We start from the raw sequence: 26,206 nt of genomic DNA, 5'->3' as shown, positions 1-26,206 counted from the left end.
AAACAATTCAAATTATTATACATAATAGAGCATTCGAATCTTTTAGATTAATATCATTCTAAACATGGTTTAAAACTAGAAAATGCAACTTAGCCCTGATTTTAGCGTTAAGTTTGAACTTGTATCTTTATAAAAACTGATTTATGATTCACCTCACGTTAGAAAAAAGGAGAGGATAATGAAAAAAGTCTTCACGCGAGGATTATTAGCCGCAAATATTCTCGCCTACTCTAGTGTTGCATTTGCTGGCTTTGGTGAAAAAAAATGGAATTTTGCGCGGGATGAAAGTGTTGTGATCACACCATCCTATACATTCCAGCAAGGAGTTGAATACTCTTGTAATACCTTTAAACCGAAGAAAGTATCCTTTACTTTATCATACTCTGCCCCTTCTGATTTAAACAAATTGAGAATTTTTGTTGATGATGAAAAGAAAATAACCCATGATAAAGAAAAGAAAATCTTTACCCTAAAAAATATAAAATCTCTTCATATAAGTTTTCCTTGGTCAGGACATTATATTTTTAAAAATATTACGAACAAAAAAGTTGTTGGAACAGATTGTGACACAGGAGGTTATGATTAACAATATTTCTATAACATCTAAATTTGAGTAGAGTTATTCTTTTTTTCAGGTGTTTTTTTCAAAATACGGCATAATGAGCTATTAAAACTAATCGCTGAAGAGGTATTTTATCCTAATATGACAAACCTTAAGCTGCTTATAAGGTTAGATATTAAAGAACTTTTGCGAAAACTAAAAGACTAAACTTAAATTGTTCTGTATTTTCTACTATCAGAACTATTTTTTTAATAAGAATATAACTTCTATCTTCGCAACTGCTTTATTTTAAGTAATATAAAGCACACCATACCCAAATCACTTAGATAAACAGAAAAGTAAAATTTGCTCTACAGATGCATTCCTCTCTGCACTTTAAGTCGTACTCATTCAGCTTTTTATAAAAATTATCTCGCTTTTCCCTCCTTATTAAAGAATATAATTATCTGAAACTATAAAATGTCGCTTATATCGAATAAGAACCATTTTTATGCTTATAAAATCAGTACCCCCTTATTTCTATAGCGTTTAATGTTGCATCTTCTCTTGCATGAGTACAGTCTCTTAAAAATATATGAAACCTTTTCTCAAATAATGAAAATTCATATATTGATCCATCTTGTGATAAACATCAATGTTTTTTAATTAAAAGAACAAGCACGCAAAAAAAGAGCGATAACATCTACTCAGTATTTATATACGTTAAAAGAAAAAATATTACATATTTGATATTCTCATTCACTATAGAAATGAGGTGGTTCTCTTATAAGATATTTAATATATTGACTTATCATTATAAGAGTTCGATTTTTTATACTGAATTACAACCACAAATAAAGTAAGATCCTCCCATCTTAAATCTCATATTGAATCAATTAAAATCATTTCCTTGAAAGTTACAAATGGGAGTGATGTGTGAGTAAAAACGATTAAAAAAGGAATAAAAATGCTTCTTATAAAGCCTCTCAAGTGCAAGGGATCGCAACATTGGGAGTTGTTAAGTAGTATGAGGGCTAAAATTTATACTTTGTATTAAGCATAAAGAGGGTAGCGCACAATGGATTTATACCTCAAGGGAAGCATGTATACTATTTATGAGTGGCGTTTGAAATATAGTTAAGAGTATTGAGCAATCGCTCTTTAAAAAACCTGTGAATGTATAACATTAAATGTATTCTGTTTGGGATGTTCTGTTTTGTATAGAGGAGCAACATCATTAAAGCAATATTTTATAATTATTTAAATAGCACTCTTCCCCCTAACTTTCGCATGTTAGCCAATTACATGATCTATATACTTTATTTGCTTCTTTAACTGTTGTAAATTTTTGATGATCCAATTTCGTAGTTTTAGAACAGATGTATCTATCCTAAAACTCTTACATGTTTCAGCGAATGAGATAATTATACATTCAGACTATCTTAAGCGAAAAAATATTTTCATACCAAATAAATATGCAGAGCTACTGCTATAAAAACTGGTAAATCCACAATCTCTTTGTTGTTTATATATCAATAAATTAAATGCAAAGGAAAATTCTTCGTCGTTCTTAGGATATTTTTCGTTTCTGATCTTGATTTTTCATTCCAAATCGACAATATGAGCTTGGGAGGTTGGTGGTGGACGAACTACTCGCCAACTGGGTCAGGTCTGGAAAGAAGCAGCCCCAACGAGTTCTGGTACGGGTCATCGTTCCAACCTCCTATTTTGCTGAAAAAATTATTTTTTATGCTGTCTTTTAGCGAGGTATTTTTAATCTTCAGAGCAGCATTTGTATGCAGTAAATAAAGGGGTTTTGTTATTTTTAAACAAATTGTCCCATAAATAATTTGATTAAGAAAAAATCCTTTTATATGAGACTACAGTATTGATCTATGCTTTTGTATTATCAAAATGTACGCATAAAGAACTTCGAAGTTGGAAATACTCATGGAAAATTTACCGGTAGAAACAGCCTATCGTGTTCTTGCTCGTAAATATCGACCCCAAAACTTCTCTGACCTCATTGGTCAGGAAGCTATGGTGCGTACTCTCACCAACGCCTTTGAAAAAGGTCGTATTGCACAAGCGTGGATGTTAACAGGGATTCGTGGCGTAGGTAAAACCACAACAGCACGTATTTTGGCACGTGCACTTAATTATAAAACAAAAGATATTGACCAACCAACAACTGTATTGGACTCTCTTGGTGAACATTGCACACAAATTATCGAAGGACGCCATATTGATGTTATAGAAATGGATGCCGCTTCTCATACGGGCATTGATGATATTCGTGAAATTATTGAACAAATACGCTATCGTCCTGTTTCTGCACGCTATAAGGTTTATATTATCGATGAAGTACATATGCTCTCAACACAAGCCTTTAATGGTTTATTGAAAACTCTTGAAGAACCACCTTCCCATGTGAAATTTATTTTTGCCACAACAGAAATTCGCAAAGTTCCTATTACAATTCTTTCGCGTTGCCAACGTTTTGATTTACGACGTATTGACTCAAAAGCTTTGAGTGCACATTTGCGTCAAATTGCGAAATATGAAAAGGTAGAAGTAGAAGATCAAGCACTCTCTATGATTGCCCGTGCTGCAGAAGGATCTGCACGTGATGCATTATCCATTTTTGATCAAGCAATCGCCCATAGCAATGGCAATGTTAATGCTATTGCGGTGCGTACAATGTTAGGATTAGCGGATCAAGCACGTATTATTGATCTTTTTGAATTTATCATGAGGGGCGATGTTGTCAATGCGTTACATGAATTACGCAGTCAGTATGAAGCAGGTGCTGATCCTCTTACTATATTGACAGAACTAGCCGATTTTAATCATCTGGTCACACGTTTACGTTTTACACCAGAAATAGTGGAAGATTTTTCTCTGACTGAAGAACAACGTTTAAGAAGTTTAGACTTTTCAAAAAAACTTTCCGTTCCTGTTTTATCCCGAAACTGGCAAATGTTACTCAAAGGTTTACAGGAAGTTAATCAAACTGCACGTCCTCTTCAAGCCGCTGAAATGCTTTTAATTCGTCTTGCTCACACGGCTGACTTACCAACTCTTGATGAGGCTTTAAAAAAGCTTACGCAAGAAAAAACGCCTCACACACTGGTTAAAAACTCTTCTCATCAAGAATCTACAAATGCAAATAATATAACAAAAGAAACAATGGTCGGAGCCCATGCTTCCTCGAGCGTTTCAAATACATTAGCCGATCAATCAGATTTAAAAACATCTTTGAAAAACCAATTAGATCATTCCTTACAACCAGAAAATTTAGTTGAAAATCAAAACCATGACAAAATTAACGCCCAAGAAGTAACAGAAATTCCAGAAACTTCTCAATCTACTGATCTTTCTGAAAAGATTGCAAATTTATCGCATTCTGTCACGCAAAAAACAGAAAAGATTACTGAACCTAAAACTCTCGTGATTAATTCTTTGCACGATATTGTTCAATTAGCCGAACAGCATAATGACGTTCCTTTCAAACTCCTTGTTAAAGAATTTGTTCATCCTGTTTCTTTTGAAGCTGGGCATATTACCTTGAGACTTTCTGAAAATACCCCACAATTTCTTGCTCATGATATAGAAAAAAAGATATCTCAATGGACTGAAAAACGCTGGACAATAACTTTTGTTAATGAAGGAGGTGGCCCAACCTTACAGGAGGAAAGTATAGCGATTCAAAAGACTCTTTTTTCCAATGCAGAAACAGATCCTGATATCGCGAAAATCCTCAATCATTTCCCAGAAGCAAAAATTGTCGATATTCGACTTAATAAAGAAGAAAATGATCTTGATTTACTCCCCAATACCTTTAAAAATGCTGATATTTTTAAAAATAAAAATGATATCAATGATGAATAAGGATACCTATTCCTATGCGTGAAATGATGAGCATGATGAAAAAAGCCAAAGAAATGCAAGAAAAAATGCAGAAGATTCAAGAAGAAATAGCTAATCTGCAAGCTGTGGGCACTGCAGGGGGTGGTCTCGTCCATATCACTTTAAATGGCAAAAATATTATAACAGCAATTCAAATTGATCCTTCATTACTCAAACCTGAGGAAGCTGAAATTCTTGAAGATCTCATTATGGCAGCTTATAATGAAGCAAGAACAAAAATCGAAGTCGCAATAGAAGAAAAAACCAAAAGTATGACGGCAGGGCTACCACTCCCATCAGGTTTCAAGCTTCCATTTTAATGAAACGGATTTTTCCCGTGGGACAAAAATATGTCTAAATACATTGCAGGACCTGAGATTGAACGTCTCATTCAGATTTTATCACGGTTACCAGGTCTTGGTCCACGTTCAGCGCGTCGTGCTGCGCTTCATCTTATCAAAAAAAAAGAGACATTGCTAGAACCTTTAGGAGCAGCTATACAAGTAGCTATAGAAAAAGTCGGCATTTGTTCTGTTTGTGGAAATGTCGATACCATTGATCCTTGTTCAATTTGTACAGATTTGCGCCGCGATGATACAACAATCATCGTTGTTGAGGATATTGCTGATCTGTGGGCTCTTGAACGCGCAAAAACTTTAGCCGCACGTTACCATGTGTTGGGTGGACGACTCTCCCCCTTAGATGGAATAGGTCCTGACGAACTCAACATTGCCACCTTAATACAGCGTGTTGTACAAAACCCTATTACGGAGATTATTCTTGCTGTAAATGCGACTGTCGAAGGTCAAACAACTGCTCACTATATCACTGATCAGCTTTCTAATTTTCCAGTTAAAATTACGCGACTTGCTCATGGTGTCCCTGTAGGAGGCGAGCTTGATTATCTTGATGACGGAACTTTAGCAGCAGCTGTACAAGCAAGAACAAATCTTTAAAAATTTCTTTCTCTTACTTGTTATCTCGTTTTATTTACTATCATTTCTTTTTATGGGGAAAATATCCAAGTGATAAAGAAAAAACTCTCACTTTTAAACGACTTTGGTCCTGGTATTCTAGTATGTTTACTCATATCAGCCTTAGCTTATGGCTTAGAAGTCGTAGAAAAACAGCTTTTTGGACAAGCATGGCTTGAAAGCCTTGTTTTGGCAATTCTTTTAGGATCGATTATCCGTAGTTGTTTTCCTTTGCCAACATATTTTCAAAAAGGTATCACCTTTTGTGCAAAAACACTTCTCGAAATTGCTATCGTTCTTCTAGGAGCAAGCATTAGCATTAACGCAGTCCTTTCAGCTGGCTGGAATTTGCTTGCTAGTATCATATTCGTGATATTCGTAACGATTATCCTGAGCTTTGCCATCGGCCGACTTTTCGGGCTTTCTACACATTTGGCAATGCTGGTCGCTTGTGGGAATGCTATTTGTGGCAATTCAGCTATTGTTGCCGTTGCACCTGTCATAAAAGCAAAACATGACGATGTAGCCGCGTCAATTGCCTTCACTGCTCTTTTAGGAATTCTTATTATTTTATTTTTACCCTTTTTACATCCATCTCTGAATTTGTCATTTAGCCAATATGGTGTGCTTGCTGGCATGGTTGTTTATGCTGTACCACAGGTTTTAGCAGCAACAGCATCTGTCTCTTTTCTAAGTGTTCAAATTGCAACAATTGTCAAATTAGTACGGGTTCTCATGTTAGGCCCTGTTATTTTTACTCTATCAATCATTTATCGCCGATCAGCACAAACACGCTTGCGTTTACATACCCTCGTCCCATGGTTTATCATTGGCTTTATTATCATGATGCTTGTTCGCTCAAGTGGTCTTATCCCTGAAAAGGCTATCAATCCCATCAAATTTATTGCCCAATTGTTTACTGTTATCTCAATGGCTGCACTAGGATTAGGTGTTGATATCCGATCACTAAAAAAAGCAGGATGGCGCGTCATTTTGGCTTCAACCTGCTCCATAATTATTCTCGGTATTTGTAGCCTTATCATGATACAATTGAATGATTTAAATCATATAACATTTTAAATGTACATTGATTATTATTTTTTCAACGTAGTATGCAATCAACCCAAAGTCCTCCTTATTATTAAAATCAGTTCTTTCATAAACCAGAAAAAATTCTAAAATACTGCTCATTATTCTATACAAAAAATTGAAAGAGCTGATATTTAAGTGAAAACTGTTAAATTTGCTTTTCAGTCCATAATGATTTGCAACGGGGTAGTATCGAAATACGTAACTCATGCAAAACAATGCCATTTCTTTCATCTGCTCTCATTACGCTGAGGTTTTTATATAAAGACGGATAAAATATATTCTTATTTGGAAAAAATGTGGGGTCATAACTTTTCCTCTTTTAAATTACTTTTACTTACTATGTAATACAAGTGGCATCATCGTACTATTTGATAGCTTAAAAGTTGTGACAATCCTTACATTTAAACGATTCGTGAAAGGAGTTTTTATTCTTTTCTTCAACAGTTTTGATTCATACGCTAACTCCGCTTGTAATATACAAGCTAATAACTTTAATTGTTTCACCATAAGTAGATTTAAAATAAGAGAGTCTTACAATACTCAAGATACTCATTCAAAAAGTGATAAAAATAAGGATTAAATCAACATCTCGTTCTATCCCATAAAAAGATATTGTTGCTTATTGGCACTAGTAACTTTCTTACAAATGAAATATACGATAATGAAAAGATTAAAAATACAGCAGGACTTTTATTTATCGTTTTATTCAACTAAAATATTTTTATGCTTATCCTTGCTATAGATACTGCTTCAATTTATTGTGCTGTTGCGCTTATTCGTCATAAATCTGTTATTGCGCGTATCAATGAGCGCATGAACAAAGGACATGCTGAAAAACTTATTGGGCAGATTACACAAATAATGAAACAAGCCAATATGACGCTTGATCAAGTTGAGCGTATTGCTGTCAATATTGGACCTGGATCATTTACTGGTGTACGTGTCGGTGTTGCAACAGCGCGCGCTTTGGCATTAGCACTTGAAATACCTGCTGTTGGAGTGAGTGCTCTTGAAGCGTTAGCAGCACAAGTCATAAACAATAAAAGTACAGCATCGGCAATTACTGTTGTCATTGAAGCAGGGAGAGGGATGTTCTACCATCAAAATTTTCATAATGATCTCACACCTTTGGGAGAGCCGGGATTAAAAACAATTGAAAATATCCTCGAAGATTTGCCCAAAAAAACCCGACTGACTGGCCCAGCTGCTGATGTCGTTGTGGAGCATATTAAAAACCATAAAATATACGAAAAAATTGTCCTAGAAAAAATCCCCTGCGAAGCGGCCGATATTGTAAACTATGCTTATCTTGCTGCAAACAAACAATCAAAAAATTCACCTCGCCCACTCTATCTACGCAGCGCTGATGCAAAACAACAAACCAATTTTGCTTTACCACAAAAAAAATAATGCCCAAATTTTCATTGACAAAAAAGAATTTTGGAATTGCTCCGCTACAAGTTAATGATAGTGCTTCTCTTCATCAAATTCATCAGCATTGTTTTACCCCTTCTTGGGAAAAACAAGCTTTTGATAATTTCTTAACAGATCACTCTATCTTCGGATACAAAGCTTTTCTCATTGATCACTCTGATCAAATTTTAGGCTTTTGCCTATGCCGTCTCATCCTTGATGAAGCAGAAATCATCACAATTGCTGTTCATCCTCATTATCGTCAAAAAGGAATTGGTACCTTTCTTATCGATCGTACAGTTCACCATCTTCACGACAAGGGCGCCATAAAATTATTCTTGGAAGTAGAAGCCACAAATCTTTCTGCTTTGAACCTTTATCAACGCTTTGAATTTCAAAAAATTTCTGAACGTCTTGCCTACTACGCGTCAAAAAATGGTCGTGGTGATGCAATTATCATGCAAAAAACTTTTAAGCAAATAGATTGAGATTTGTGTAAAAAACATTTACACATGCGCTATGAATAAAGTAAATCCTAAAAATACGCCTCCTGTTGCTCCTAAAAAGGTTTTTATCAAAACCTATGGATGTCAAATGAACGTTTATGATAGCCAACGGATGACTGATAGCCTCAGTTCGCAAGGCTATGTGACAACACAAATTCCCAATGATGCCGATCTTATTCTTGTTAATACCTGTCATATTCGTGAAAAAGCAGCAGAAAAACTTTATTCTGATCTTGGTCGTTTGCGCGTTATGCGTCAAGAGCGCACACCTGATAAACCCCTGATGGTTGGTGTAACAGGTTGTGTTGCACAAGCTGAGGGAAGTGAAATCTTGCGCCGTGCTCCAACAGTGGATCTTGTTATTGGTCCGCAAATGTATCATCGCTTGCCAGAATTGTTAGAAAAAGCCAAACAAGGGAAAAAAATTATCGAAACAGACTATGCTGTTGAAGATAAATTTGCTCATTTGCCGCCCCATAATAAACATGCAGTAAGAAAACGAGGTGTTAGCGCATTTTTAACAGTACAGGAAGGTTGCGATAAATTTTGCACTTTTTGTGTTGTTCCTTACACACGCGGTGCTGAAATATCACGGTCTGTCGAGCAAATTACCGAGGAAGCCCTTCAACTCATCGAAGCGGGTGTCAAAGAAATTACGCTGCTTGGACAAAATGTCAATGGTTGGCATGGACAAAGTGCTGATGGCAAAACTTGGCGTCTTGGTGATCTTCTTTATCATCTCGCAAAACTCGATGGTTTAAAGCGTTTGCGTTACACAACCAGCCACCCACGTGATATGGATGATAGCCTTATTGCCGCGCATCGAGATCTTGATATGTTAATGCCTTACCTCCATCTTCCTGTTCAATCAGGTTCAGATCGCATCTTAAAAGCCATGAACAGACAACACAAAAGCTCTCATTATCTTCATCTTATCGAAAAAATTCGAACCGTACGGCCAGATATTGCCTTTTCAGGCGATTTTATTGTAGGGTTTCCAGGAGAAACAGATGAAGACTTTGAAGAAACCATTAAACTTATTCAACAAGTACAGTACAGTTCAGCTTATTCTTTTAAATATTCCCCCCGTCCTGGAACAGTGGGAGCCACAATGAAAAATCATGTTGATGAATCTGTAAAAGATGCCCGACTTCAACATTTACAAGCCCTTCTCCTTGAGCAACAAAATGCGTTTTTGCGTTCTAAAATTGATCAAAAAACGAACGTTCTCATCGAAAAACCTGGACGTCACTCAGGGCAAATGGTAGGGCGTTCCCCTTGGCTTTTACCTGTTGTTGTCGATACAGAAGCCTCTACAGGTAGCGTGATAGAAATTCATATTAAAAATGCAAGCTCAAACAGTTTTGTTGGTGAAGTGACAAATAGATAAACATGCCTCTAATACCTTGTTCAAAAAATAAATATTTTGGAAAACTCTTTTATTTTAAAAGCAAATGATTACATCTAAAGCGTGCACTTTTTGTAAAAATTGTCTTTTATAAAGTTTACTTAACAAAATGTGCAATATTTATGTAGATATGGAGAATAGGCTGAAAGCTTCAACCGAAAAAATAAAGCGTATTAAAGAAAAAGTAAATACGTCCCTTGAAAAGGCTGATACCTTGAAACAAACAAGCGCTTCAGATGTGAGCCAAGTTGTTTTGATTTTCGAAAATAATAAATATGCAAAAGCAGTTTTTGGTAAATTTGACGAAAATCTCGCTTATATCGAAAAAAAACTCGAACTTAGTATTCATCCGCGTGGTAATGAAGTCTTAATCCGTGGAAATGTTTCTGTTATAAAACGTGCGCAATATGTATTGCAGCAGCTTTATGAACGTGCCAAAACACATCAAGAGCTCACTTTATCAGATATAAAAGGAGCGATTGCTATGGCAAATATACCAAAGAAGCAGAAAGAAGACACAATAACACACAAATCTGCAACGAAACGTATACCAGCTCGGTTGAGTACCCATAAAAAAATAATTCATGCAAGAACTCCAACACAAGACGCTTACATAAGTGCTATGGAGCATACTGAACTTGTGTTTGGTGTAGGACCAGCAGGAACAGGAAAAACGTATCTTGCTGTTGCTCATGCTGCAATGCTTCTAGAACGTGGTATCATTGAGCGAATTATTCTCTCACGTCCGGCTGTTGAAGCTGGAGAACATCTTGGTTTTCTTCCCGGTGATCTCAAAGAAAAAGTCGACCCATATTTACGACCACTTTATGATGCTCTTTATGATATGATGCCCGCTGAAAAAATAGAACGCATTTTAGCCTCTGGTGTCATAGAAATTGCTCCTCTCGCCTTTATGCGCGGACGAACACTTGCCCATGCTGCTGTTATTCTTGATGAGGCACAAAATACTACGCCCATGCAAATGAAAATGTTCCTCACACGTCTTGGAGAAGGAACACGTATGATTGTTACCGGTGACGTAAGCCAAATTGATTTGCCTACAGGGCAAAAATCAGGTCTCATTGAAGCAATTCGCATTCTTTCAAATGTAGAAAATATTGCAATTGTGCATTTTGATGAAAAAGATGTTGTACGCCACCCACTTGTTGCTGCTATCGTTCGTGCTTATGATCGTGATTCCGAAATACAAAATAAAAAAAAATCATTCGCATGCGATGCATTAAAAAATGAATTTGATTCATCATGATTATTATTGATATAATGATTAAAAGCGCAGGGTGGAATGATGAGAAAATGCTTTATAATATCACTGAAAAAGCATTAATGGCAACTATGCATCATGTTTCATTGGCAAATGTTGTAAGCGAGATTAGCCTGCTTTTTACGGATGATGAACATATGGCACAAATCAATGCACAATGGCGCAACAAAAACAAATCTACTAATGTATTATCCTTTCCTGCTTTTCCACTTAAAGCTGGAAATCGACCTGGTCCCATACTCGGTGATATTATTATTGCCCGAGAAACTGTTGTTTTCGAAGCAGAGAAAGAAGGAAAAACATTTCAAGACCATTTAACACATATGATTGTTCATGGTATCTTGCATCTGCTTGGTTATGACCATGAAACTGATGATGAAGCATATAAAATGGAAAAGCTCGAAAGAGAAATTCTTCAAAAGCTTTCCATAAAAGATCCTTACGCATAATTGTCTATCAATGATAAAATTTAACTTTTAAAATCAATATTACCAGCATACCATTTAAAGCCTCTTATTTATCTATTATAAAAAAGAAAGTCTAAAAGATTTCAAAACCATGGCAAACAAAATAAATGCACAAAATAATAGTCAAGCATCTTCTAATAATGAAAAAGACCCCTCTCAACAGACGAATCATACAGAGAAATATTCCCTGATGAATCATTTATTTTCATTCTTACGGGGTCGAAATTGTGCATCTACGTCACTGCGCGATGATCTTACCGTTGCACTCACGACTAACAATGAAAAAGATACCGCCCTCTTCTCACCTGAAGAACGTACTATGCTGCATAACATTTTACGCTTACGTGAAGCACGCGTGGATGATGTTATGATACCTCGTTCTGAAATCGAAGCATTAGAAATAAACACCTCTCTTGGAGAAACCCTTAAATGTTTTGCAAAAATTGGTCATTCTCGTATCCCCGTTTATGCTGAAACTTTAGATGATCCGCGCGGCATGATCCATATCCGCGATATTCTTAACTACATCGCTCGCTTTATTATCAACCCAACAAAAACCGAACAAAAATCCGATTTTCTTCAATTAAACCATACAGACTTGCATACTCCAATCGGTGAATTGGATTTGATCCGAACAGTTCTCTTTGTTCCCAGTTCTATGCTTGCAAGCAAATTATTAACACGGATGCAAACTACACGAACTCAAATGGCTTTAGTTATTGATGAACATGGAGGAACAGATGGTCTCGTTTCAATGGAAGATATTGTTGAGTTAGTCGTTGGGGATATCGAAGATGAACATGATAATGTCGACAATGCTATCGTACGTGAACCAAATAATAAATGGCTCGTTGATGCAAGAACTGAACTAGAAGATGTGGAGAAAGCTCTTGGTCCTGATTTTATCGTAGGGGAATATGGTGATGAAGTTGATACTATTGGTGGTTTGATCGTCTCAATTCTTGATCGCATTCCTGCTAAAGGTGAAATTGTCGAAGCTGTACCTGGCTATAGATTTCGTATTTTAGAAGCTGATAAACGCCGGATTAAACGATTGCGCATTTTTCGCATTCCCAAAAATGAGAATCTTGAGAACAATGCCATCCCTAAAGAATAGTCCAGTATTTTTAAACAATTTCATCGTTTTTTTGTTCTCTGTTACAGGCTGGAAGCGCCAAGCATGGATATTTCTGTGTGGTGCTCTTACTTCTTTTGCACTTCCACCCTTTTATTTAACGCCTCTTTGCTTTTTAACTTTCCCTCTCTTTATTGTTTTACTTGACTCAATACGGGCCACCAAAAACAATAAAAAACATTTTTTTACTTACGCTTTAAGCTGTGGAACCTTTGGTTTTAGTTATTTTATTTGCGGCCTTTGGTGGCTATGCAATGCTTTGTTAACAGATCCAGATTCTTTTGGTTGGGCAGTCCCATTAGCCATTTTATTCCCTCCACTCTACCTTTCTCTTTATTGGTTTTTTTCTGGTTTCATTGTCGGTTTATTATGGACAAAAGGAATAGCACGCTTTTTTGTTTTAGCCTTTGCATTAGGATTATCCGAGTGGTTGCGTGCGTTTTTATTCACAGGATTTCCATGGAATTCTCTTGGCTATACAGCCATGCCAACCCCAATGTTCATGCAATCTGATGCAATCGTAGGACTTTACGGAATGAATATTCTTGCTGTCTTAGCCTACAGTTTGCCAACTGTTTTATTAACGGATGAAAAAAAGAAAGTGGCACTTTCTCTTTGCTTATCACTTATATTCATTCACTGTGGTTTTGGGTTTTATCGTCTTCATACTATAGAAAACACAACTGAAGATCAAAAAAGTGCTTATTGGGTGCGCATTGTTCAACCGTCCATCCAACAAAATATAAAATTGCGTGATAATACACGAGAATCTATGTTGGAAGCACATATGAAGCTAAGTGCAACGCCAACAACCGATCAAAATTCAGAACCCGATTTTATCGTATGGCCTGAAGCTTCCGTTCCTTACCTTCTCTATGATAATTCATCTATCACAATGCGCATTGCCTCTCTTTTAAAACCTAAACAATGGGCTATTGTTGGAGCAATACGCGCCAGCAATGATCTACCTCATTCCCAAACACAATATTTTAATACAATTGCAGTCATTAATGCTCAAGGTAATATTTTAAATACTTCCGATAAACTTCATTTGGTTCCTTTTGGTGAGTATCTTCCTTATCAGAGTTTATTGGAAAAAATTGGATTGCGTACCCTTGCTGATAATATTGGTGGATATAGTGCTGCAAGTGTGCGCAAAATTGTTACAATGCCAAACGGATTTTCTTATCTACCCTTGATTTGTTATGAAGCAATATTTCCCCATGAAATGACTTTCAAAGGCTCCCCGCCTCAAGCAATTATTAATATTACAAATGATGCATGGTTTGGTGTAACACCTGGACCCTATCAACATCTTCAACAAGCACAGCTTCGTGCCGTTGAACTGGGAATCCCCCTCATACGGGCCGCCAATAATGGCATATCAGCTGTTATTGATTCTTATGGACGAATCGTTGTAGCTCTTCGACAAAATGCTGTGGGCATTATTGATTCACAAGTTCCATCATCCATTACCCCTATAGGAAGCAATGAATACAGAACTTTCTCTACTTTTATCTTATTCATCCTTATGCTATTGTGTCGTATTGGTTTTGGTTTTACAAAACAGCTTAAATGATTCAAGTGCCCTTTGTACGGTATTGTGTTGCGTGTACCAGTGATATTGGGAAAAAATATTACATATTGTTTTAATTATATGATAAATCAACTGCGCATAAATATGATGTTGGTTTAGAAGAAAAATGCTGGAAATAAAGAGTTGCATTATGACCGAAACTAGAAAAAAACCTGACCCTATAGATATCTATGTTGGAACTCGTATCCGTTTACGTCGTAATATTTTAGGACTCACTCAAGAGAAACTAGGTGAAAAATTAGGAATTACTTTTCAGCAAATCCAAAAATATGAAAAAGGAACAAACCGTATTGGTGCCAGCCGTCTTCAAGCGATAGCGGAAATTATGGATGTTCCTGTTTCTTACTTTTTTGATAAAGGTATTACCTCCCAACAAGTAGAGGGTTTTGCTGAAAGTGAACACAATTTTATAGACTTTTGTTCTAGCAGCGAAGGGATTCAGCTCATGCGCGCTTTTACAAATATATCTGATGCTAAAGTGCGTCGAAAAATTATTGACTTGGCAAAAGCACTTTCTGAGGAAGATTTGACAAATAAGTTATAAATTAAAATTATATCTTTTCTCTTTTATTCATATACATTTGCATTGACTATTTGCTGTAGAATTAGCAAATGGTGGCGACTTTAGTAAGCTATTGATTAAATCGTTGGTTTTCTTTTTTGAAGGAGTTCCTATGCCGCATCAAGATTATCTTTTTACGAGCGAATCGGTATCGGAAGGACATCCTGATAAAATTTGTGATCGTATTTCCGATGAAATTGTTGATATGATCTATAAAGAAGCTGAAAAGACTGGTACTGATCCATGGTTAGTACGCGTTGCCTGTGAAACTCTCGTCAGTGTCAACCGTGTTGTTATCGCTGGTGAAGTACGTGTTCCCGATACGCTATTAAAAAAAGATAAAAATAAAGAATTCATCTATGATGAAACTAGCTTTCCACTCATTAATCCTACACGTTTTCGTACAGCAGCGCGCCGTGCTATTCGTACCATTGGCTATGAACAAGCAGGCTTCCATTGGAAAACTGTTAAAATTGATGTTCTTTTGCGCCCACAATCAGCTGATATAGCAAGAGGGGTTGATAATGCTACGGATCGGCATGGTGAAGAAGGAGCGGGTGATCAAGGTATCATGTTTGGATATGCTTGCCGTGAAACACCTGATCTCATGCCTGCGCCAATTTATTATGCGCATAAAATTCTCAAACTTCTTGCCGCAGCTCGTCATAAAGGAGAGGGAGAAACTGGAAAATTAGGACCAGATGCTAAAAGCCAAATAACCATACGTTATAAAAATGGAAAACCGATAGAGGTCACATCCATTGTTCTTTCAACGCAGCATCTTGATGAAAGCTGGGATTCGAATAAAGTACGTACAGTGGTTGAGCCTTACATTCGCCAAGCTTTACATGACATTCCCATTGCAGCTCAATGCAGTTGGTATATTAACCCAACAGGAAAATTTGTCATTGGAGGCCCTCAAAGCGATGCCGGATTAACGGGACGCAAAATTATTGTGGATACTTACGGAGGTGCAGCACCCCATGGAGGCGGTGCTTTTTCAGGAAAAGATACAACAAAAGTTGATCGTTCTGCTGCCTATGCGGCACGCTATCTGGCTAAGAATATTGTTGCTGCTCATTTAGCAGAAAGATGCACCATTCAACTCTCCTATGCAATTGGTATTGCACAACCTTTATCTATTTATCTTAATCTTCATGGAACAGGAAAAGTCGATGAAAAGGTTATTGAAGAAGCCATCCGCAAAATAATGGACCTTTCACCTACCGGCATTCGAAAACATCTTGACCTCAATAAACCTATTTATGCGAAAACAGCTGCCTATGGTCACTTTGGTCGTAAACCAAAACACGATGGTTCGTTTTCATGGGAAAAAACTGATCTCGTGAAAACGCTTCAAACAATGATCCAAATCCCATGATTAAACATAATATACGTAAGAGTGAAGCATTTTTTGGACGCCGACAAGGAAAACAACTTCGAGACAGTCAGCTTACACGTATACAAATGCTTCTCCCCAGTTTGAATATTGATTTAAATGTCCCTCCTCCCTTAAACCTTACATCCTTATTTTCAAGCAAAGTAAGAGAAATTCGACTTGAAATCGGTTTTGGTGGAGGTGAACATTTACTTCATGAAATGGAATATTTTCCAAAAACCGGTTTTATCGGCGTCGAGCCCTTTATCAATGGCATGGCAAAAATATTATCGTCTCTTGAACAGCATCAAAACCATCAAAATCGTCTTCGCCTCTATAATGATGATGCTACACGCCTTCTTGATTGGCTCCCTGATAACTCGCTTGATGGAATAGACCTCTTCTATCCTGATCCTTGGCCGAAAAAGAAACACTGGAAACGACGCTTCATCAACATAAAAAATCTTAACCGTTTTGCTCGTGTTCTTAAAATAGGGAAATTTTTGCGCTTTGCTAGCGATATAGACAGTTATGTAAACTGGACTTTGTACCATTGTGCACAACATGATCACTTTGAATGGAAAGCAGAAAGCCCTCAAGACTGGAAACTCCCTTATCCACTATGGAGCGGAACCCGCTATGAAGCAAAAGCTTTACGCGAAGGACGAACGCCTGCCTATCTTACCTTTATCAAGAAATAAATGATCAAGCGCTTTTCTCATAAACAACTTGAAAAATTTTGAATTTAAGAGTATCAATAGTTAAATTCTTGGTCTTATGATGAAGAGTGGGCCGTTGGACCCGCTCTTTTTTAATATCATAAAACTGATGAAACCAACTTGGATAAAATGTATGAACGAAGCTGAAAAAATAAGCAATCTTGACGAACCGCGCCTGTTTGAAGAAGATGGTATCGAAGCACAGGTTGCTGCTCTTGTCATACCACTACTTAAACCTTTAGGTTTTCGTTTGGTTCGTGTGAAACTTCTTGGTCAAAATGGTTTAACACTTCAAATTATGGTTGAACGTGCCGATGGTTCTATGACCATAGAAGATTGTGAAACTGTTAGTCGAACAGTTTCTCCCCTCCTTGATGTACAAAATGTTATTGAACGCAAATATCATTTAGAAATCTCATCACCTGGAATTGATCGTCCATTGGTAAGAAAATCTGATTTTTTTCATTGGCAAGGGCATCTTGCAAAAATTGAAACCAAAATAACAATTGATGGGCGCCGAAAATTTCGTGGGACACTTACAAATATCACGCAAGATGGATTTATTTTAAACACTGATAAAGCTGCTTATGGAGAAGCCATGTATACCCCTATTTCCTTTTGTGATATCATAAATGCGCATTTAGTGCTTACCGATGAGCTTATTCGCGATGCATTGAAACAAAATAAAGATTTAAGTCAACAATTCATTGCCGAAGAGAACGCTAACGACTCTATACAGACGCTCAATTTCAAAAAATAATATCACTGGGAAATACCCATCGTGTGGCACAAAGAAGGAGAAAATTGATGGCTACAAGCGCTAACAGGCTTGAGATTCTGCAAATTGCAGATGCTGTTGCACGTGAAAAGTCAATCGACCGTGAAATTGTCATTTCTGCGATGGCTGATGCTATTCAAAAAGCAGCACGTTCTCGTTATGGTCAAGAAACCAATATTCGTGCTGAAATCAATTCTAAAACAGGTGAAATTAAATTACAGCGCCTGCTTAAAATCGTTGATGTCGTTGAAGACTATACAACGGAAATTACTTTGTCTGATGCTCTCAAACGTCAAGCAGAAGCAAAAATTGGTGATTTTTTTGCTGATCTTTTACCTCCTATGGATTTTGGACGTATCGCAGCACAATCTGCTAAACAGGTTATTGTACAAAAAGTACGCGATGCAGAGCGCGATCAGCAATATGAAGAATTCAAAAATAAAGTTGGTGAAATTATTTCTGGTACAGTTAAGCGTGTGGAATATGGTAACGTCATCGTTGATCTAGGGCGCGGTGAAGCTATTGTTCGCCGTGATGAATTAATTCCTCGTGAATCATTCCGCTATGGAGATCGCATTCGTGCTTTTGTCAATGATGTACACCGTGAAACGCGTGGTCCGCAAATTTTCCTTTCACGCACACATCCCCAATTTATGGTAAAACTTTTCACTATGGAAGTACCAGAAATTTATGATGGTATTATAGAAATCAAATCTGTTGCTCGTGATCCAGGTTCACGGGCTAAAATCGCCGTTGTTTCACGTGATGGTTCCATTGATCCTGTTGGAGCGTGCGTTGGAATGCGAGGAAGTCGTGTACAAGCTGTTGTTGCTGAATTACAAGGCGAAAAAATTGATATTATTCCTTGGTCGCCTGATGCGGCAACATTTGTCGTTAATGCACTGCAACCTGCTGAAGTTTCTAAAATCATCCTTGATGAAGATGCTGAACGGATTGAAGTTATTGTGCCAGATGATCAACTTAGCCTTGCTATTGGACGACGTGGGCAAAATGTTCGCTTGGCTTCGCAACTAACAGGATGGAACATTGATATTTTAACGGAAAAGGAAGAATCTGAAAATCGTCAAAAAGAATTTACTGAACGGAGTAAATTGTTTATGGAAGCCTTAGAGGTTGACGAAATGATCGGACAGGTTATGGCATCAGAGGGTTTTTCTTCTATTGAAGAAATCGCCTATATTGATCTTGAAGAAATCGCTTCTATTGATGGTTTTGACCATGATACCGCCGCTGAAATCCAAAGTCGTGCCCGCGAATATCTTGATCATCAAGAAAAAGAACTTGATGAAAAACGCAAAAAGCTTGGAGTTTCTGACGAATTGCGAACACTTCCTGGAATGACAAGTGCTATGTTGGTTGCTGTAGGTGAAGATGGTGTAAAAACAATAGAAGACTTTGCTGGCTATGCCGTTGATGATTTAGCTGGTTGGAGAGAACGTAAAGAAGGTCAAACACAGAATTTTTCTGGTATTTTAACCCCTTTTGACATTACACGCGCAGATGCAGAAGCTATGGTTTTAGCCGCACGTGTACAAGCAGGCTGGATAGACCAAGCTGATCTTGTTACAGAAAGTCCTGTAGAAGATGAAAATTCTGCAGAAAATGAAAAAACAGATGATTTGGATGTGGATACACTTTAAATGAACGAACGGACTTGCATTGTGACCCGAAAAAATGCTTCAGCACAAACGCTGATCCGTTTTGTTATTGGTCCCAATAACCAAATTGTTCCTGATCTTAAAGCGAATTTACCAGGGCGTGGCGTTTGGATTTCTGCCCATCACGCTGTTATTGAGAAAGCAATCAAACAGAAAGCTTTTCATAGAAATTTTAAAACAGATGTTGAGGTTGCACCAAATCTTGTGCATATTGTTGATACGCTTTTACTAAAAGCCGCTCTTTCAAGCCTTTCCATGGCACGAAAAGCGGGAGCAATTGTTATGGGAGCAACAAAGGTTGACGCTGCTATCCGCTCTGGTAAAGTTATTCTTGTACTTCATGCTAAAGAAGCAACAGAAGATGGGAAACGAAAAATTGCACAGGCCATCCATTCAATACAACAACAAACAAATCGGACTATAAAAACCATATCTTTATTTACAAGTGATGAAATGCGAGTGGCTTTTGGCTCTAATCCTGTAATGCACGCGGCCTTACTGGACACAAAAGCTGCTGAAGGATTTCTCAAAACAACATGTAAATTGATTAGCTATCGTGACGACAAGCATAGTAAGTCTAGTGAGATGACGGCACAAGCCGTGAAGGAAGTACAATGAGTGAAAATAACAACGACAAAACAACCGTCAAGAAGACACTAACTCTCAAGAGGTCTGTCTTGGAAACGAGCACGGTTAAACAAAATTTTAGTCATGGCCGTACGAAGGCTGTCGTTGTCGAAACCAAACGGCGTAAAATTACGCGACCTGATGAAAAAGCTGAAACCCTACAGCCCATTACAAAGCCGCATGTGGCCCCCCAGCGTTCTAAACCGCGTTTTGAGGGGAAAAAGCCTCAAGAATCTGTGACCAAAAGCAATCTTTCATCAACTGAAATGGAAGCGAGACTTCGCGCGTTAGAAGAAGCACATATCCAAGAAAAAATAACGCGAGAACAAGCCGAAGAAGAAGCAAGACGCGCTAAAGAGCGTGAAGAAATTTTACAGCAAGAAATTAAAGAAAAAGAAATACATCTCCAACAAGAAGAAGAAATATTGCCAGTACAGACTCCACCTGTTCCCCCTCTCATTGAACAGACAGATATTCCTATTGCGCCTAAACACACAACCGTGGTTGAAAAACGCAAAATAGATGACAATAAAGAGGAAGAACGGCATAGTCGACGTGCTAATCCTGCTAAGTCAGAAATACGTGTACCAAAAGTTGTCAAAGGAGCTGATGAGCGGAGACGTGGAAAGCTAACTCTGAATAGTGCACTGGATGAAGAAGGAACCGCACGTGGGCGCTCAATGGCTGCAATGCGGCGTAGACAGGAAAAGTTTAAGCGTGCACAAAATCAAGAACCAAGAGAAAAAATTTCTCGCGAAGTTGTTCTTCCTGAAACGATTACCATTCAAGAGCTCGCACAACGTATGACTGAGCGTTCTGTTGATGTGATTAAATTCTTGATGAAACAAGGACAAATGATGAAACCTGGCGATGTTATTGATGCAGATGTTGCCGAACTCATCGCTGTTGAATTTGGCCATACTGTTAAACGTGTTTTAGAATCTGACGTAGAAGAAGGTATTTTTAATATAATAGATAATCCTCAAAACATGCAGCAGCGCGCCCCTGTTGTAACCATTATGGGCCATGTTGACCACGGAAAAACTTCTCTTTTGGATGCTATTCGTAAAGCAAATGTTGTTTCTGGCGAAGCAGGAGGTATTACGCAGCATATTGGTGCCTATCAAGTAGAACAAAACGGTCAAAAAATTACCTTTATTGATACACCAGGTCATGCTGCATTTACCGCTATGCGTGCACGCGGAGCTCGTGTTACTGATATTGCTGTTCTCGTTGTAGCCGCTGATGATAGTGTTATGCCTCAAACGATTGAATCAATCAATCATGCGAAAGCTGCTGGTGTACCTATCATTGTTGCTATCAACAAAATTGATAAACCAGCTGCGAATGCACAAAAAGTGCGTACAGAACTTCTACAACATGAAGTGTTTGTTGAAACTATGGGCGGAGAAACTTTGGACGTTGAAGTTTCTGCTAAAACTGGTCAAAATCTTGATAAACTTCTCGAAGCTATCCTTCTTCAAGCTGAAATGCTTGATCTGAAAGCAGATCCTCAACGAACTGCAGAGGGCGTTATCATTGAAGCCAAATTGGATCGCGGACGTGGGTCTGTTGCAACAGTTCTTGTTCAAAAAGGTACATTACACCCTTCTGATATTATAGTTGCTGGAAATGAATGGGGTCGTGTACGTGCTTTGATTGACGACCATGGCCGCCATGTCAAAGAGGCCGTTCCCTCTACACCAATTGAAATTTTAGGCATGCAAGGAACACCACAAGCCGGAGATCGTTTTGCTGTTGTCACACATGAAGCAAAAGCGCGTGAAATTTCTGAATATCGGCAACGATTAGCACGTGATAAAGCTGTTGCGCGGCAAACTGGTTCGCGTGGTTCTCTTGAACAGATGATGACAAAATTGCAAACGACTGGTGTTAAGGATTTTTCTCTTATTATAAAAGGAGATGTTCAAGGATCAATTGAAGCAATCGCTTCAGCATTGGAAAAACTCGGAAATGACGAGGTTCGTGCGCGTATTGTACATTCTGGTGCTGGAGGAATTACCGAAAGTGATATTTCTCTTGCAGAAGCTTCTAACTCTGCTGTAATTGGCTTTAATGTTCGAGCCAATAAGCAGGCACGTGATTTTGCTAAAACACAAGGAATTGAAATTCGTTATTACAACATCATTTATGATCTTGTTGACGATATCAAGGCTGCTATGTCTGGATTACTCTCACCAGAACAGCGTGAAACTTTCCTTGGTAATGCTGAAATTCTAGAAGTCTTTAACATTACAAAAATTGGAAAAGTTGCAGGATGTCGTGTTACAGAAGGTAAAATAGAACGAGGAGCCGGTGTTCGCCTTATCCGCGATAATATCGTTATTCACGAAGGAAAGCTGAAAACACTCAAACGCTTTAAGGATGAAGTCAATGAAGTGCAAAGTGGTCAAGAATGTGGGATAGCCTTTGAAAATTATGAAGACATGCGTGCAGGAGACATCATTGAAACCTTCCGTATCGAACATATTAATCGCACATTATAAAATAATCCAATAACTTTACTCTGTTGTGAAATGAGAAAAGTTATTAGGTTTTATACACAATATCTCTTTTTCCTTATCTAAATGGTCAAAAAAGAGATCTTGTAGCAAGGATAAAACTTTGATGAAAAATGCAGGGACATCACAACGGCAACTTAGAGTAGCAGAGCAAGTACGTCATGCAATAGCGCATATATTACAGCGTGATATTTTGCTTGATGATATCTTAAAAGATATTGTTATTTCTGTCTCTGAAGTACGCATGTCACCAGATTTAAAAATTGCTACTTGCTTTGTATCACCTCTCAGCACTCTTAAAAATGCTTCTCATACCGATGTTGTTGATACCCTCAATAAACATAGTCGTTTTCTCCGTGGAGAAATCAGTCATGCGTTGCGACAAATGAAATATATGCCAGAACTGCGTTTCCGACTTGATAATAGTTTTGATAATTTTTCAAAAATTGATGCCCTCCTTCGCTCGCCTGAGGTTGCGCGCGATCTTCACCATAGTGATACAGATGAGGATTAAAGATATGGCGCGGCAACACAAGAAAAAGAGGCGTCCTGTTTCTGGCTGGGTCATATTTGATAAACCAAAAGGAATGAAATCAACAGAAGCTGTCTCACAAATCAAATGGCTCTTCCATGCTCAAAAGGCAGGACATGCGGGTACACTTGATCCTCTTGCTTCTGGTCTCCTTCCCATTGCATTGGGCGAAGCAACCAAAACCGTCCCTTACGTGATGCAAGGCAAAAAAACTTACCGTTTTCATATTGCTTGGGGGCAAGAGCGCTCAACAGATGATTTAGAAGGAGAAATAACGAAAACTTCTCTCATACGTCCAACACAAGAAGAAATACTTGCTCTTCTTCCTCAATATACAGGTGTTATTTTGCAAACACCTCCACAATTTTCAGCAATCAAAATTGCTGGAAATCGTGCCTATGATTTAGCGCGTGAAGGGGAAGTTGTTGAAATTCCGCCCCGTGAAGTGGAAATAGAAACTTTCAAGTTATTAGAAATGCCTACTAAAGAGCATTCTGTCTTTGAAATAACCTGCGGAAAAGGAACTTATGTGCGCTCTTTAGCACGCGATATGGGACGTGATCTCGGTTGCTATGGGCATATTGCTGATTTAAGACGTATTGCCGTCGCACCTTTTGATGAAGAAGATCTCATTACATGGGAGGAACTAAAAGCGGCCATTCCGCCAAATAAAAACACTACAGATGAGAATAATCGTTCTTTTGAAAAAAACTTCTCAACACTCGATGGGCTCTTAATTGACACAAGCGCCGCATTGGATTGCCTCCCTCACTATATCCTTAATGAAACTCAAGCACAGAGAATTATAAGAGGCCATTCTATCCTCTTAAATCATCACAAAGCAGCTCTTGATGAAGAGGAAATTTGTGTCCTCTATAAGGAACAACTTCTTGCTATTGGCACTCTCGACAAAGGTCTATTTAAACCAAAGCGGATTTTCACAATTTAATCGATTCTTTTCCCAACCACCTTTTGCGGAAAGATATTTTTCTCTATCAATTAAGAAAAATATGGTGCTTTTCATTGTCTATATTTACCGTATTCATATCAAAATTTAAGTCAGTGCTATAAGCTAACACCACCACACACTTTTTCCTCTTAATGTCGCAACAATCCTTGCATTTAAAGGATTCATAAAAGGCTTTTTATTTCTTTTTCAATCGTTTTTTACTCATACTTTAGTCCTCGTTTATAATGTACAAGCAAAGATATGGACTGATTTACTCTAAATAGATTTGAAACGAGAAAAGCTTAAGATTTTCAGAATCTATCACTCAACATGAAAAATGAAAAATAACCATTATAAATCAATTCATTAAATATTGAAACAACAATTTTTTTATGATTACGCTAACAAATTGATCGAAATAATATTAATATATGTAATATTTACAAAAACTGTTTTAACCCTAAGGGAGATGATCAGAGGAAACTTTTAAAAGCATCTCATTGGCTTGAGGTATTGTTTGGCGTTCAATCATACGGTGCACTCTTATACCGTTAGGAGCACAATTTAAATGACGCAGACGTTTATTGACTTCTGCATCCGCTTTTGTGCGACGATGATTATGGCGTAAATAATCTACCCATGTTGGCATATGATAAGCCTCTGTCCAATATTCAGGTCTTTCAAGATCTCGTAAAAGGACCCACTGACGCGCACCATCACGTAATCGAATATGGCGTCGACGCGTCATCACTTTGAGAAACTCTTCGAGTTCATTTTCATGAATTTGGTAATCAATCATTATCATGATCGGGCCACTTCTTGCTTTGAGGTCGAGTAATAATTCCGGCTCTCTAAAATGATCAAGAGGATTTAAATCTATCTGAGGAATTTCTTGAATTCTAAATTTTACCCCTGCAAGAGCACCAAAAATCAAGAATAAAGAACAAACGCTCAAAGCAATTGTTGGAGAATAACCATCAGCCAAAACTCCCCAGATTGCACTTCCAATAGCCATCCCCCCATAAGATGCCGTTTGATAAAGTGCTAAAGAACGTGCAACAACCCAGCGTGGTGTAGATAGTTGTACAGATGTATTAAACAATGATAATGCCAAAACCCAACATAACCCTGCAGGAAATAAAGCAATATGGCTTATAATCAGGGAACGGCTGATTCCCAATAAAAAGCAAGAAAAGGCAAAACCAATAAATGCACTTGCAATAATTGTTTCTGAACGAAAATGATGCCGTACAACTGCATTAATAATACCTGCGGTCATGGCTCCTAACCCAAAACAACCGAGCAATGTACCATAAAGAAGGGCACTTCCTCCAAGAACTTTATGTGCAACAATTGGCAAAAGTGCTAAAATCGAAATTGCTCCTATACCGAAAAGGAACGCTCGAACCATAATACTTAAGAGATTAGGTGACATCGCAACATAACGCAAACCATCTGAGACAGCTCCTAACAGCCTTTCTCGTGGCAATGAGTTGTTTTCATAATTCGACTTCCAGAAAAACAACGCACCAATAAGAGGAATATAGCTTATAGCATTAAACAAAAAAGCAGCCGATGCCCCTAAAGTTGCAATAATGGCACCACCAATAGCAGGACCAACACTCCGCATCAAATTAAAGCCAACACTATTCAAACTAACAGCAGCAGGAATATTTTCCCTGCTCACAATATCTCCTATCGTTGCTTGCCAAGAAGGATTATAAAAAGCTGTGCCACATCCAATCAAAAACGTAAAACATAACAAAAGCCAAGGTGTTAGAAATCCCATATAGGCTAAAACAGATAAACTCATCGATATGACCATCATCATAATCTGTGCACACAACATAATTTGACGCCGATTAAAATTATCAGCTAATGCCCCTGCCATCAAAGAAAACATAACAAGTGGTAATGTTGTGGCACTTTGAACGAGCCCAACCATGGAATGCGAAGAACTAATCAACGCCATTAACCACCCTGCTCCAACAGCCTGTATCAGCCCCCCTAAATTAGAAATAAGAGTAGATGACCATAAATTTCGAAATACCGAATTACGAAAAAGTTTTAATGTTGAAATGCTCTGCATCTTTTTCCTCCAACGGTATTTATCACTTTTGTTACCACATACACGCT

Annotated in this window: 22 protein-coding genes and 1 other RNA gene; 22 read left to right on the top strand and 1 reads right to left on the bottom strand. The window is 37.8% G+C overall.

The features are described from left to right. Window positions 1–178: 178 nt before the first annotated feature. The 22 genes from ACFIQE_RS01585 (at window position 179) to truB (ending at window position 24,070) form a co-directional block, all read left to right on the top strand. On the top strand, window positions 179–586 hold the full coding sequence (locus tag ACFIQE_RS01585; protein ID WP_375621204.1) for a hypothetical protein: 408 nt from the start codon (window positions 179–181) through the stop codon (window positions 584–586). A 1,584-nt stretch (window positions 587–2,170) separates the two neighbouring features. After that, window positions 2,171–2,268, top strand: an RNA gene (ffs, locus tag ACFIQE_RS01580) — signal recognition particle sRNA small type. A 223-nt stretch (window positions 2,269–2,491) separates the two neighbouring features. Next, a complete protein-coding gene (locus tag ACFIQE_RS01575) occupies window positions 2,492–4,432 on the top strand; it encodes a DNA polymerase III subunit gamma/tau (protein WP_375707212.1) in 1,941 nt (646 codons plus the stop codon). Between the two features lie 14 nt (window positions 4,433–4,446). Further along, window positions 4,447–4,770, top strand: a complete 324-nt coding sequence (locus ACFIQE_RS01570; protein WP_375621202.1) for a YbaB/EbfC family nucleoid-associated protein — start codon at window positions 4,447–4,449, stop codon at window positions 4,768–4,770. Window positions 4,771–4,800: 30 nt separating this feature from the next. Continuing rightward, complete coding sequence (recR, locus tag ACFIQE_RS01565; RefSeq protein ID WP_375673811.1) at window positions 4,801–5,406, top strand: recombination mediator RecR; 606 nt, start codon at window positions 4,801–4,803, stop codon at window positions 5,404–5,406. A gap of 69 nt (window positions 5,407–5,475) precedes the next feature. Then, complete coding sequence (locus ACFIQE_RS01560; protein ID WP_375621200.1) at window positions 5,476–6,504, top strand: YeiH family protein; 1,029 nt, start codon at window positions 5,476–5,478, stop codon at window positions 6,502–6,504. 735 nt (window positions 6,505–7,239) lie between these two features. Beyond that, a complete protein-coding gene (gene tsaB / locus ACFIQE_RS01555) occupies window positions 7,240–7,926 on the top strand; it encodes a tRNA (adenosine(37)-N6)-threonylcarbamoyltransferase complex dimerization subunit type 1 TsaB (RefSeq protein ID WP_375621199.1) in 687 nt (228 codons plus the stop codon). Then, complete coding sequence (rimI, locus tag ACFIQE_RS01550) at window positions 7,926–8,417, top strand: ribosomal protein S18-alanine N-acetyltransferase (RefSeq protein WP_375611805.1); 492 nt, start codon at window positions 7,926–7,928, stop codon at window positions 8,415–8,417. Before tsaB ends, rimI begins: the two co-directional genes overlap by 1 nt. A gap of 31 nt (window positions 8,418–8,448) precedes the next feature. Further along, on the top strand, window positions 8,449–9,825 hold the full coding sequence (gene miaB / locus ACFIQE_RS01545; protein WP_375621198.1) for a tRNA (N6-isopentenyl adenosine(37)-C2)-methylthiotransferase MiaB: 1,377 nt from the start codon (window positions 8,449–8,451) through the stop codon (window positions 9,823–9,825). A gap of 160 nt (window positions 9,826–9,985) precedes the next feature. Next, entirely contained in the window at window positions 9,986–11,110 is a 1,125-nt protein-coding gene (locus ACFIQE_RS01540; RefSeq protein WP_375639981.1) for a PhoH family protein, read from the top strand. Then, the gene (gene ybeY / locus ACFIQE_RS01535) at window positions 11,107–11,574 is read left to right on the top strand and encodes an rRNA maturation RNase YbeY (RefSeq protein ID WP_375611807.1); all 468 of its coding nucleotides are present in this window, start codon (window positions 11,107–11,109) and stop codon (window positions 11,572–11,574) included. Before ACFIQE_RS01540 ends, ybeY begins: the two co-directional genes overlap by 4 nt. Before the next feature lie 109 nt (window positions 11,575–11,683). Beyond that, on the top strand, window positions 11,684–12,709 hold the full coding sequence (locus tag ACFIQE_RS01530) for a hemolysin family protein (protein WP_375630012.1): 1,026 nt from the start codon (window positions 11,684–11,686) through the stop codon (window positions 12,707–12,709). After that, window positions 12,672–14,306, top strand: coding sequence for an apolipoprotein N-acyltransferase (lnt, locus tag ACFIQE_RS01525; protein WP_375707211.1), 1,635 nt, complete (start codon window positions 12,672–12,674; stop codon window positions 14,304–14,306). Before ACFIQE_RS01530 ends, lnt begins: the two co-directional genes overlap by 38 nt. Window positions 14,307–14,454: 148 nt before the next feature. Further along, entirely contained in the window at window positions 14,455–14,868 is a 414-nt protein-coding gene (locus ACFIQE_RS01520) for a helix-turn-helix domain-containing protein (protein WP_375611810.1), read from the top strand. A gap of 130 nt (window positions 14,869–14,998) precedes the next feature. Further along, the gene (metK, locus tag ACFIQE_RS01515; RefSeq protein WP_375613312.1) at window positions 14,999–16,267 is read left to right on the top strand and encodes a methionine adenosyltransferase; all 1,269 of its coding nucleotides are present in this window, start codon (window positions 14,999–15,001) and stop codon (window positions 16,265–16,267) included. Then, window positions 16,264–16,965: a tRNA (guanine(46)-N(7))-methyltransferase TrmB gene (locus tag ACFIQE_RS01510; RefSeq protein ID WP_375611812.1), complete on the top strand. Its 702-nt coding sequence runs from the start codon at window positions 16,264–16,266 to the stop codon at window positions 16,963–16,965. The genes metK and ACFIQE_RS01510 overlap by 4 nt, the downstream gene beginning before the upstream one ends. A gap of 127 nt (window positions 16,966–17,092) precedes the next feature. Beyond that, window positions 17,093–17,743, top strand: a complete 651-nt coding sequence (rimP, locus tag ACFIQE_RS01505) for a ribosome maturation factor RimP (RefSeq protein ID WP_375611870.1) — start codon at window positions 17,093–17,095, stop codon at window positions 17,741–17,743. 47 nt (window positions 17,744–17,790) lie between these two features. After that, window positions 17,791–19,422, top strand: a complete 1,632-nt coding sequence (gene nusA / locus ACFIQE_RS01500) for a transcription termination factor NusA (protein ID WP_375639482.1) — start codon at window positions 17,791–17,793, stop codon at window positions 19,420–19,422. Continuing rightward, entirely contained in the window at window positions 19,423–20,058 is a 636-nt protein-coding gene (locus tag ACFIQE_RS01495; RefSeq protein WP_375630008.1) for an RNA-binding protein, read from the top strand. Next, complete coding sequence (gene infB / locus ACFIQE_RS01490; protein WP_375630007.1) at window positions 20,055–22,574, top strand: translation initiation factor IF-2; 2,520 nt, start codon at window positions 20,055–20,057, stop codon at window positions 22,572–22,574. Before ACFIQE_RS01495 ends, infB begins: the two co-directional genes overlap by 4 nt. 121 nt (window positions 22,575–22,695) lie before the next feature. Then, window positions 22,696–23,103, top strand: a complete 408-nt coding sequence (gene rbfA, locus ACFIQE_RS01485) for a 30S ribosome-binding factor RbfA (protein ID WP_375639986.1) — start codon at window positions 22,696–22,698, stop codon at window positions 23,101–23,103. A 4-nt stretch (window positions 23,104–23,107) separates the two neighbouring features. Continuing rightward, window positions 23,108–24,070 (top strand): tRNA pseudouridine(55) synthase TruB, encoded by a 963-nt coding sequence (truB, locus tag ACFIQE_RS01480; RefSeq protein WP_375707210.1) that lies wholly within the window; start codon window positions 23,108–23,110, stop codon window positions 24,068–24,070. Window positions 24,071–24,530: 460 nt separating this feature from the next. On the opposite strand, the gene ACFIQE_RS01475 is transcribed toward truB, so the two are convergent. Continuing rightward, window positions 24,531–26,159, bottom strand: a complete 1,629-nt coding sequence (locus ACFIQE_RS01475; RefSeq protein WP_375639495.1) for an MFS transporter — start codon at window positions 26,157–26,159, stop codon at window positions 24,531–24,533. Window positions 26,160–26,206: the final 47 nt, after the last annotated feature.

The organism is Bartonella sp. AA1HLJMS (assembly GCF_042197445.1).
Lineage (GTDB): Bacteria > Pseudomonadota > Alphaproteobacteria > Rhizobiales > Rhizobiaceae > Bartonella.
This window is presented reverse-complemented; position numbering and strand designations above follow the sequence as displayed.

Bases quoted from the DNA above. Each gene is read 5' to 3' on its own strand.
- metK (WP_375613312.1), top strand. From the start codon at position 14,999: ATGCCGCATCAAGATTATCTTTTTACGAGCGAATCGGTATCGGAAGGA.
- ACFIQE_RS01575 (WP_375707212.1), top strand. From the start codon at position 2,492: ATGGAAAATTTACCGGTAGAAACAGCCTATCGTGTTCTTGCTCGTAAA.
- rbfA (WP_375639986.1), top strand. From the start codon at position 22,696: ATGAAAAATGCAGGGACATCACAACGGCAACTTAGAGTAGCAGAGCAA.
- ACFIQE_RS01585 (WP_375621204.1), top strand. From the start codon at position 179: ATGAAAAAAGTCTTCACGCGAGGATTATTAGCCGCAAATATTCTCGCC.
- truB (WP_375707210.1), top strand. From the start codon at position 23,108: ATGGCGCGGCAACACAAGAAAAAGAGGCGTCCTGTTTCTGGCTGGGTC.
- nusA (WP_375639482.1), top strand. From the start codon at position 17,791: ATGGCTACAAGCGCTAACAGGCTTGAGATTCTGCAAATTGCAGATGCT.
- ybeY (WP_375611807.1), top strand. From the start codon at position 11,107: ATGATTATTATTGATATAATGATTAAAAGCGCAGGGTGGAATGATGAG.
- recR (WP_375673811.1), top strand. From the start codon at position 4,801: ATGTCTAAATACATTGCAGGACCTGAGATTGAACGTCTCATTCAGATT.
- lnt (WP_375707211.1), top strand. From the start codon at position 12,672: ATGAGAATCTTGAGAACAATGCCATCCCTAAAGAATAGTCCAGTATTT.
- ACFIQE_RS01475 (WP_375639495.1), bottom strand. From the start codon at position 26,159: ATGCAGAGCATTTCAACATTAAAACTTTTTCGTAATTCGGTATTTCGA.
- rimI (WP_375611805.1), top strand. From the start codon at position 7,926: ATGCCCAAATTTTCATTGACAAAAAAGAATTTTGGAATTGCTCCGCTA.
- ACFIQE_RS01510 (WP_375611812.1), top strand. From the start codon at position 16,264: ATGATTAAACATAATATACGTAAGAGTGAAGCATTTTTTGGACGCCGA.
- ACFIQE_RS01570 (WP_375621202.1), top strand. From the start codon at position 4,447: ATGCGTGAAATGATGAGCATGATGAAAAAAGCCAAAGAAATGCAAGAA.
- ACFIQE_RS01495 (WP_375630008.1), top strand. From the start codon at position 19,423: ATGAACGAACGGACTTGCATTGTGACCCGAAAAAATGCTTCAGCACAA.
- tsaB (WP_375621199.1), top strand. From the start codon at position 7,240: ATGCTTATCCTTGCTATAGATACTGCTTCAATTTATTGTGCTGTTGCG.
- miaB (WP_375621198.1), top strand. From the start codon at position 8,449: ATGAATAAAGTAAATCCTAAAAATACGCCTCCTGTTGCTCCTAAAAAG.
- ACFIQE_RS01520 (WP_375611810.1), top strand. From the start codon at position 14,455: ATGACCGAAACTAGAAAAAAACCTGACCCTATAGATATCTATGTTGGA.
- ACFIQE_RS01530 (WP_375630012.1), top strand. From the start codon at position 11,684: ATGGCAAACAAAATAAATGCACAAAATAATAGTCAAGCATCTTCTAAT.
- infB (WP_375630007.1), top strand. From the start codon at position 20,055: ATGAGTGAAAATAACAACGACAAAACAACCGTCAAGAAGACACTAACT.
- rimP (WP_375611870.1), top strand. From the start codon at position 17,093: ATGAAACCAACTTGGATAAAATGTATGAACGAAGCTGAAAAAATAAGC.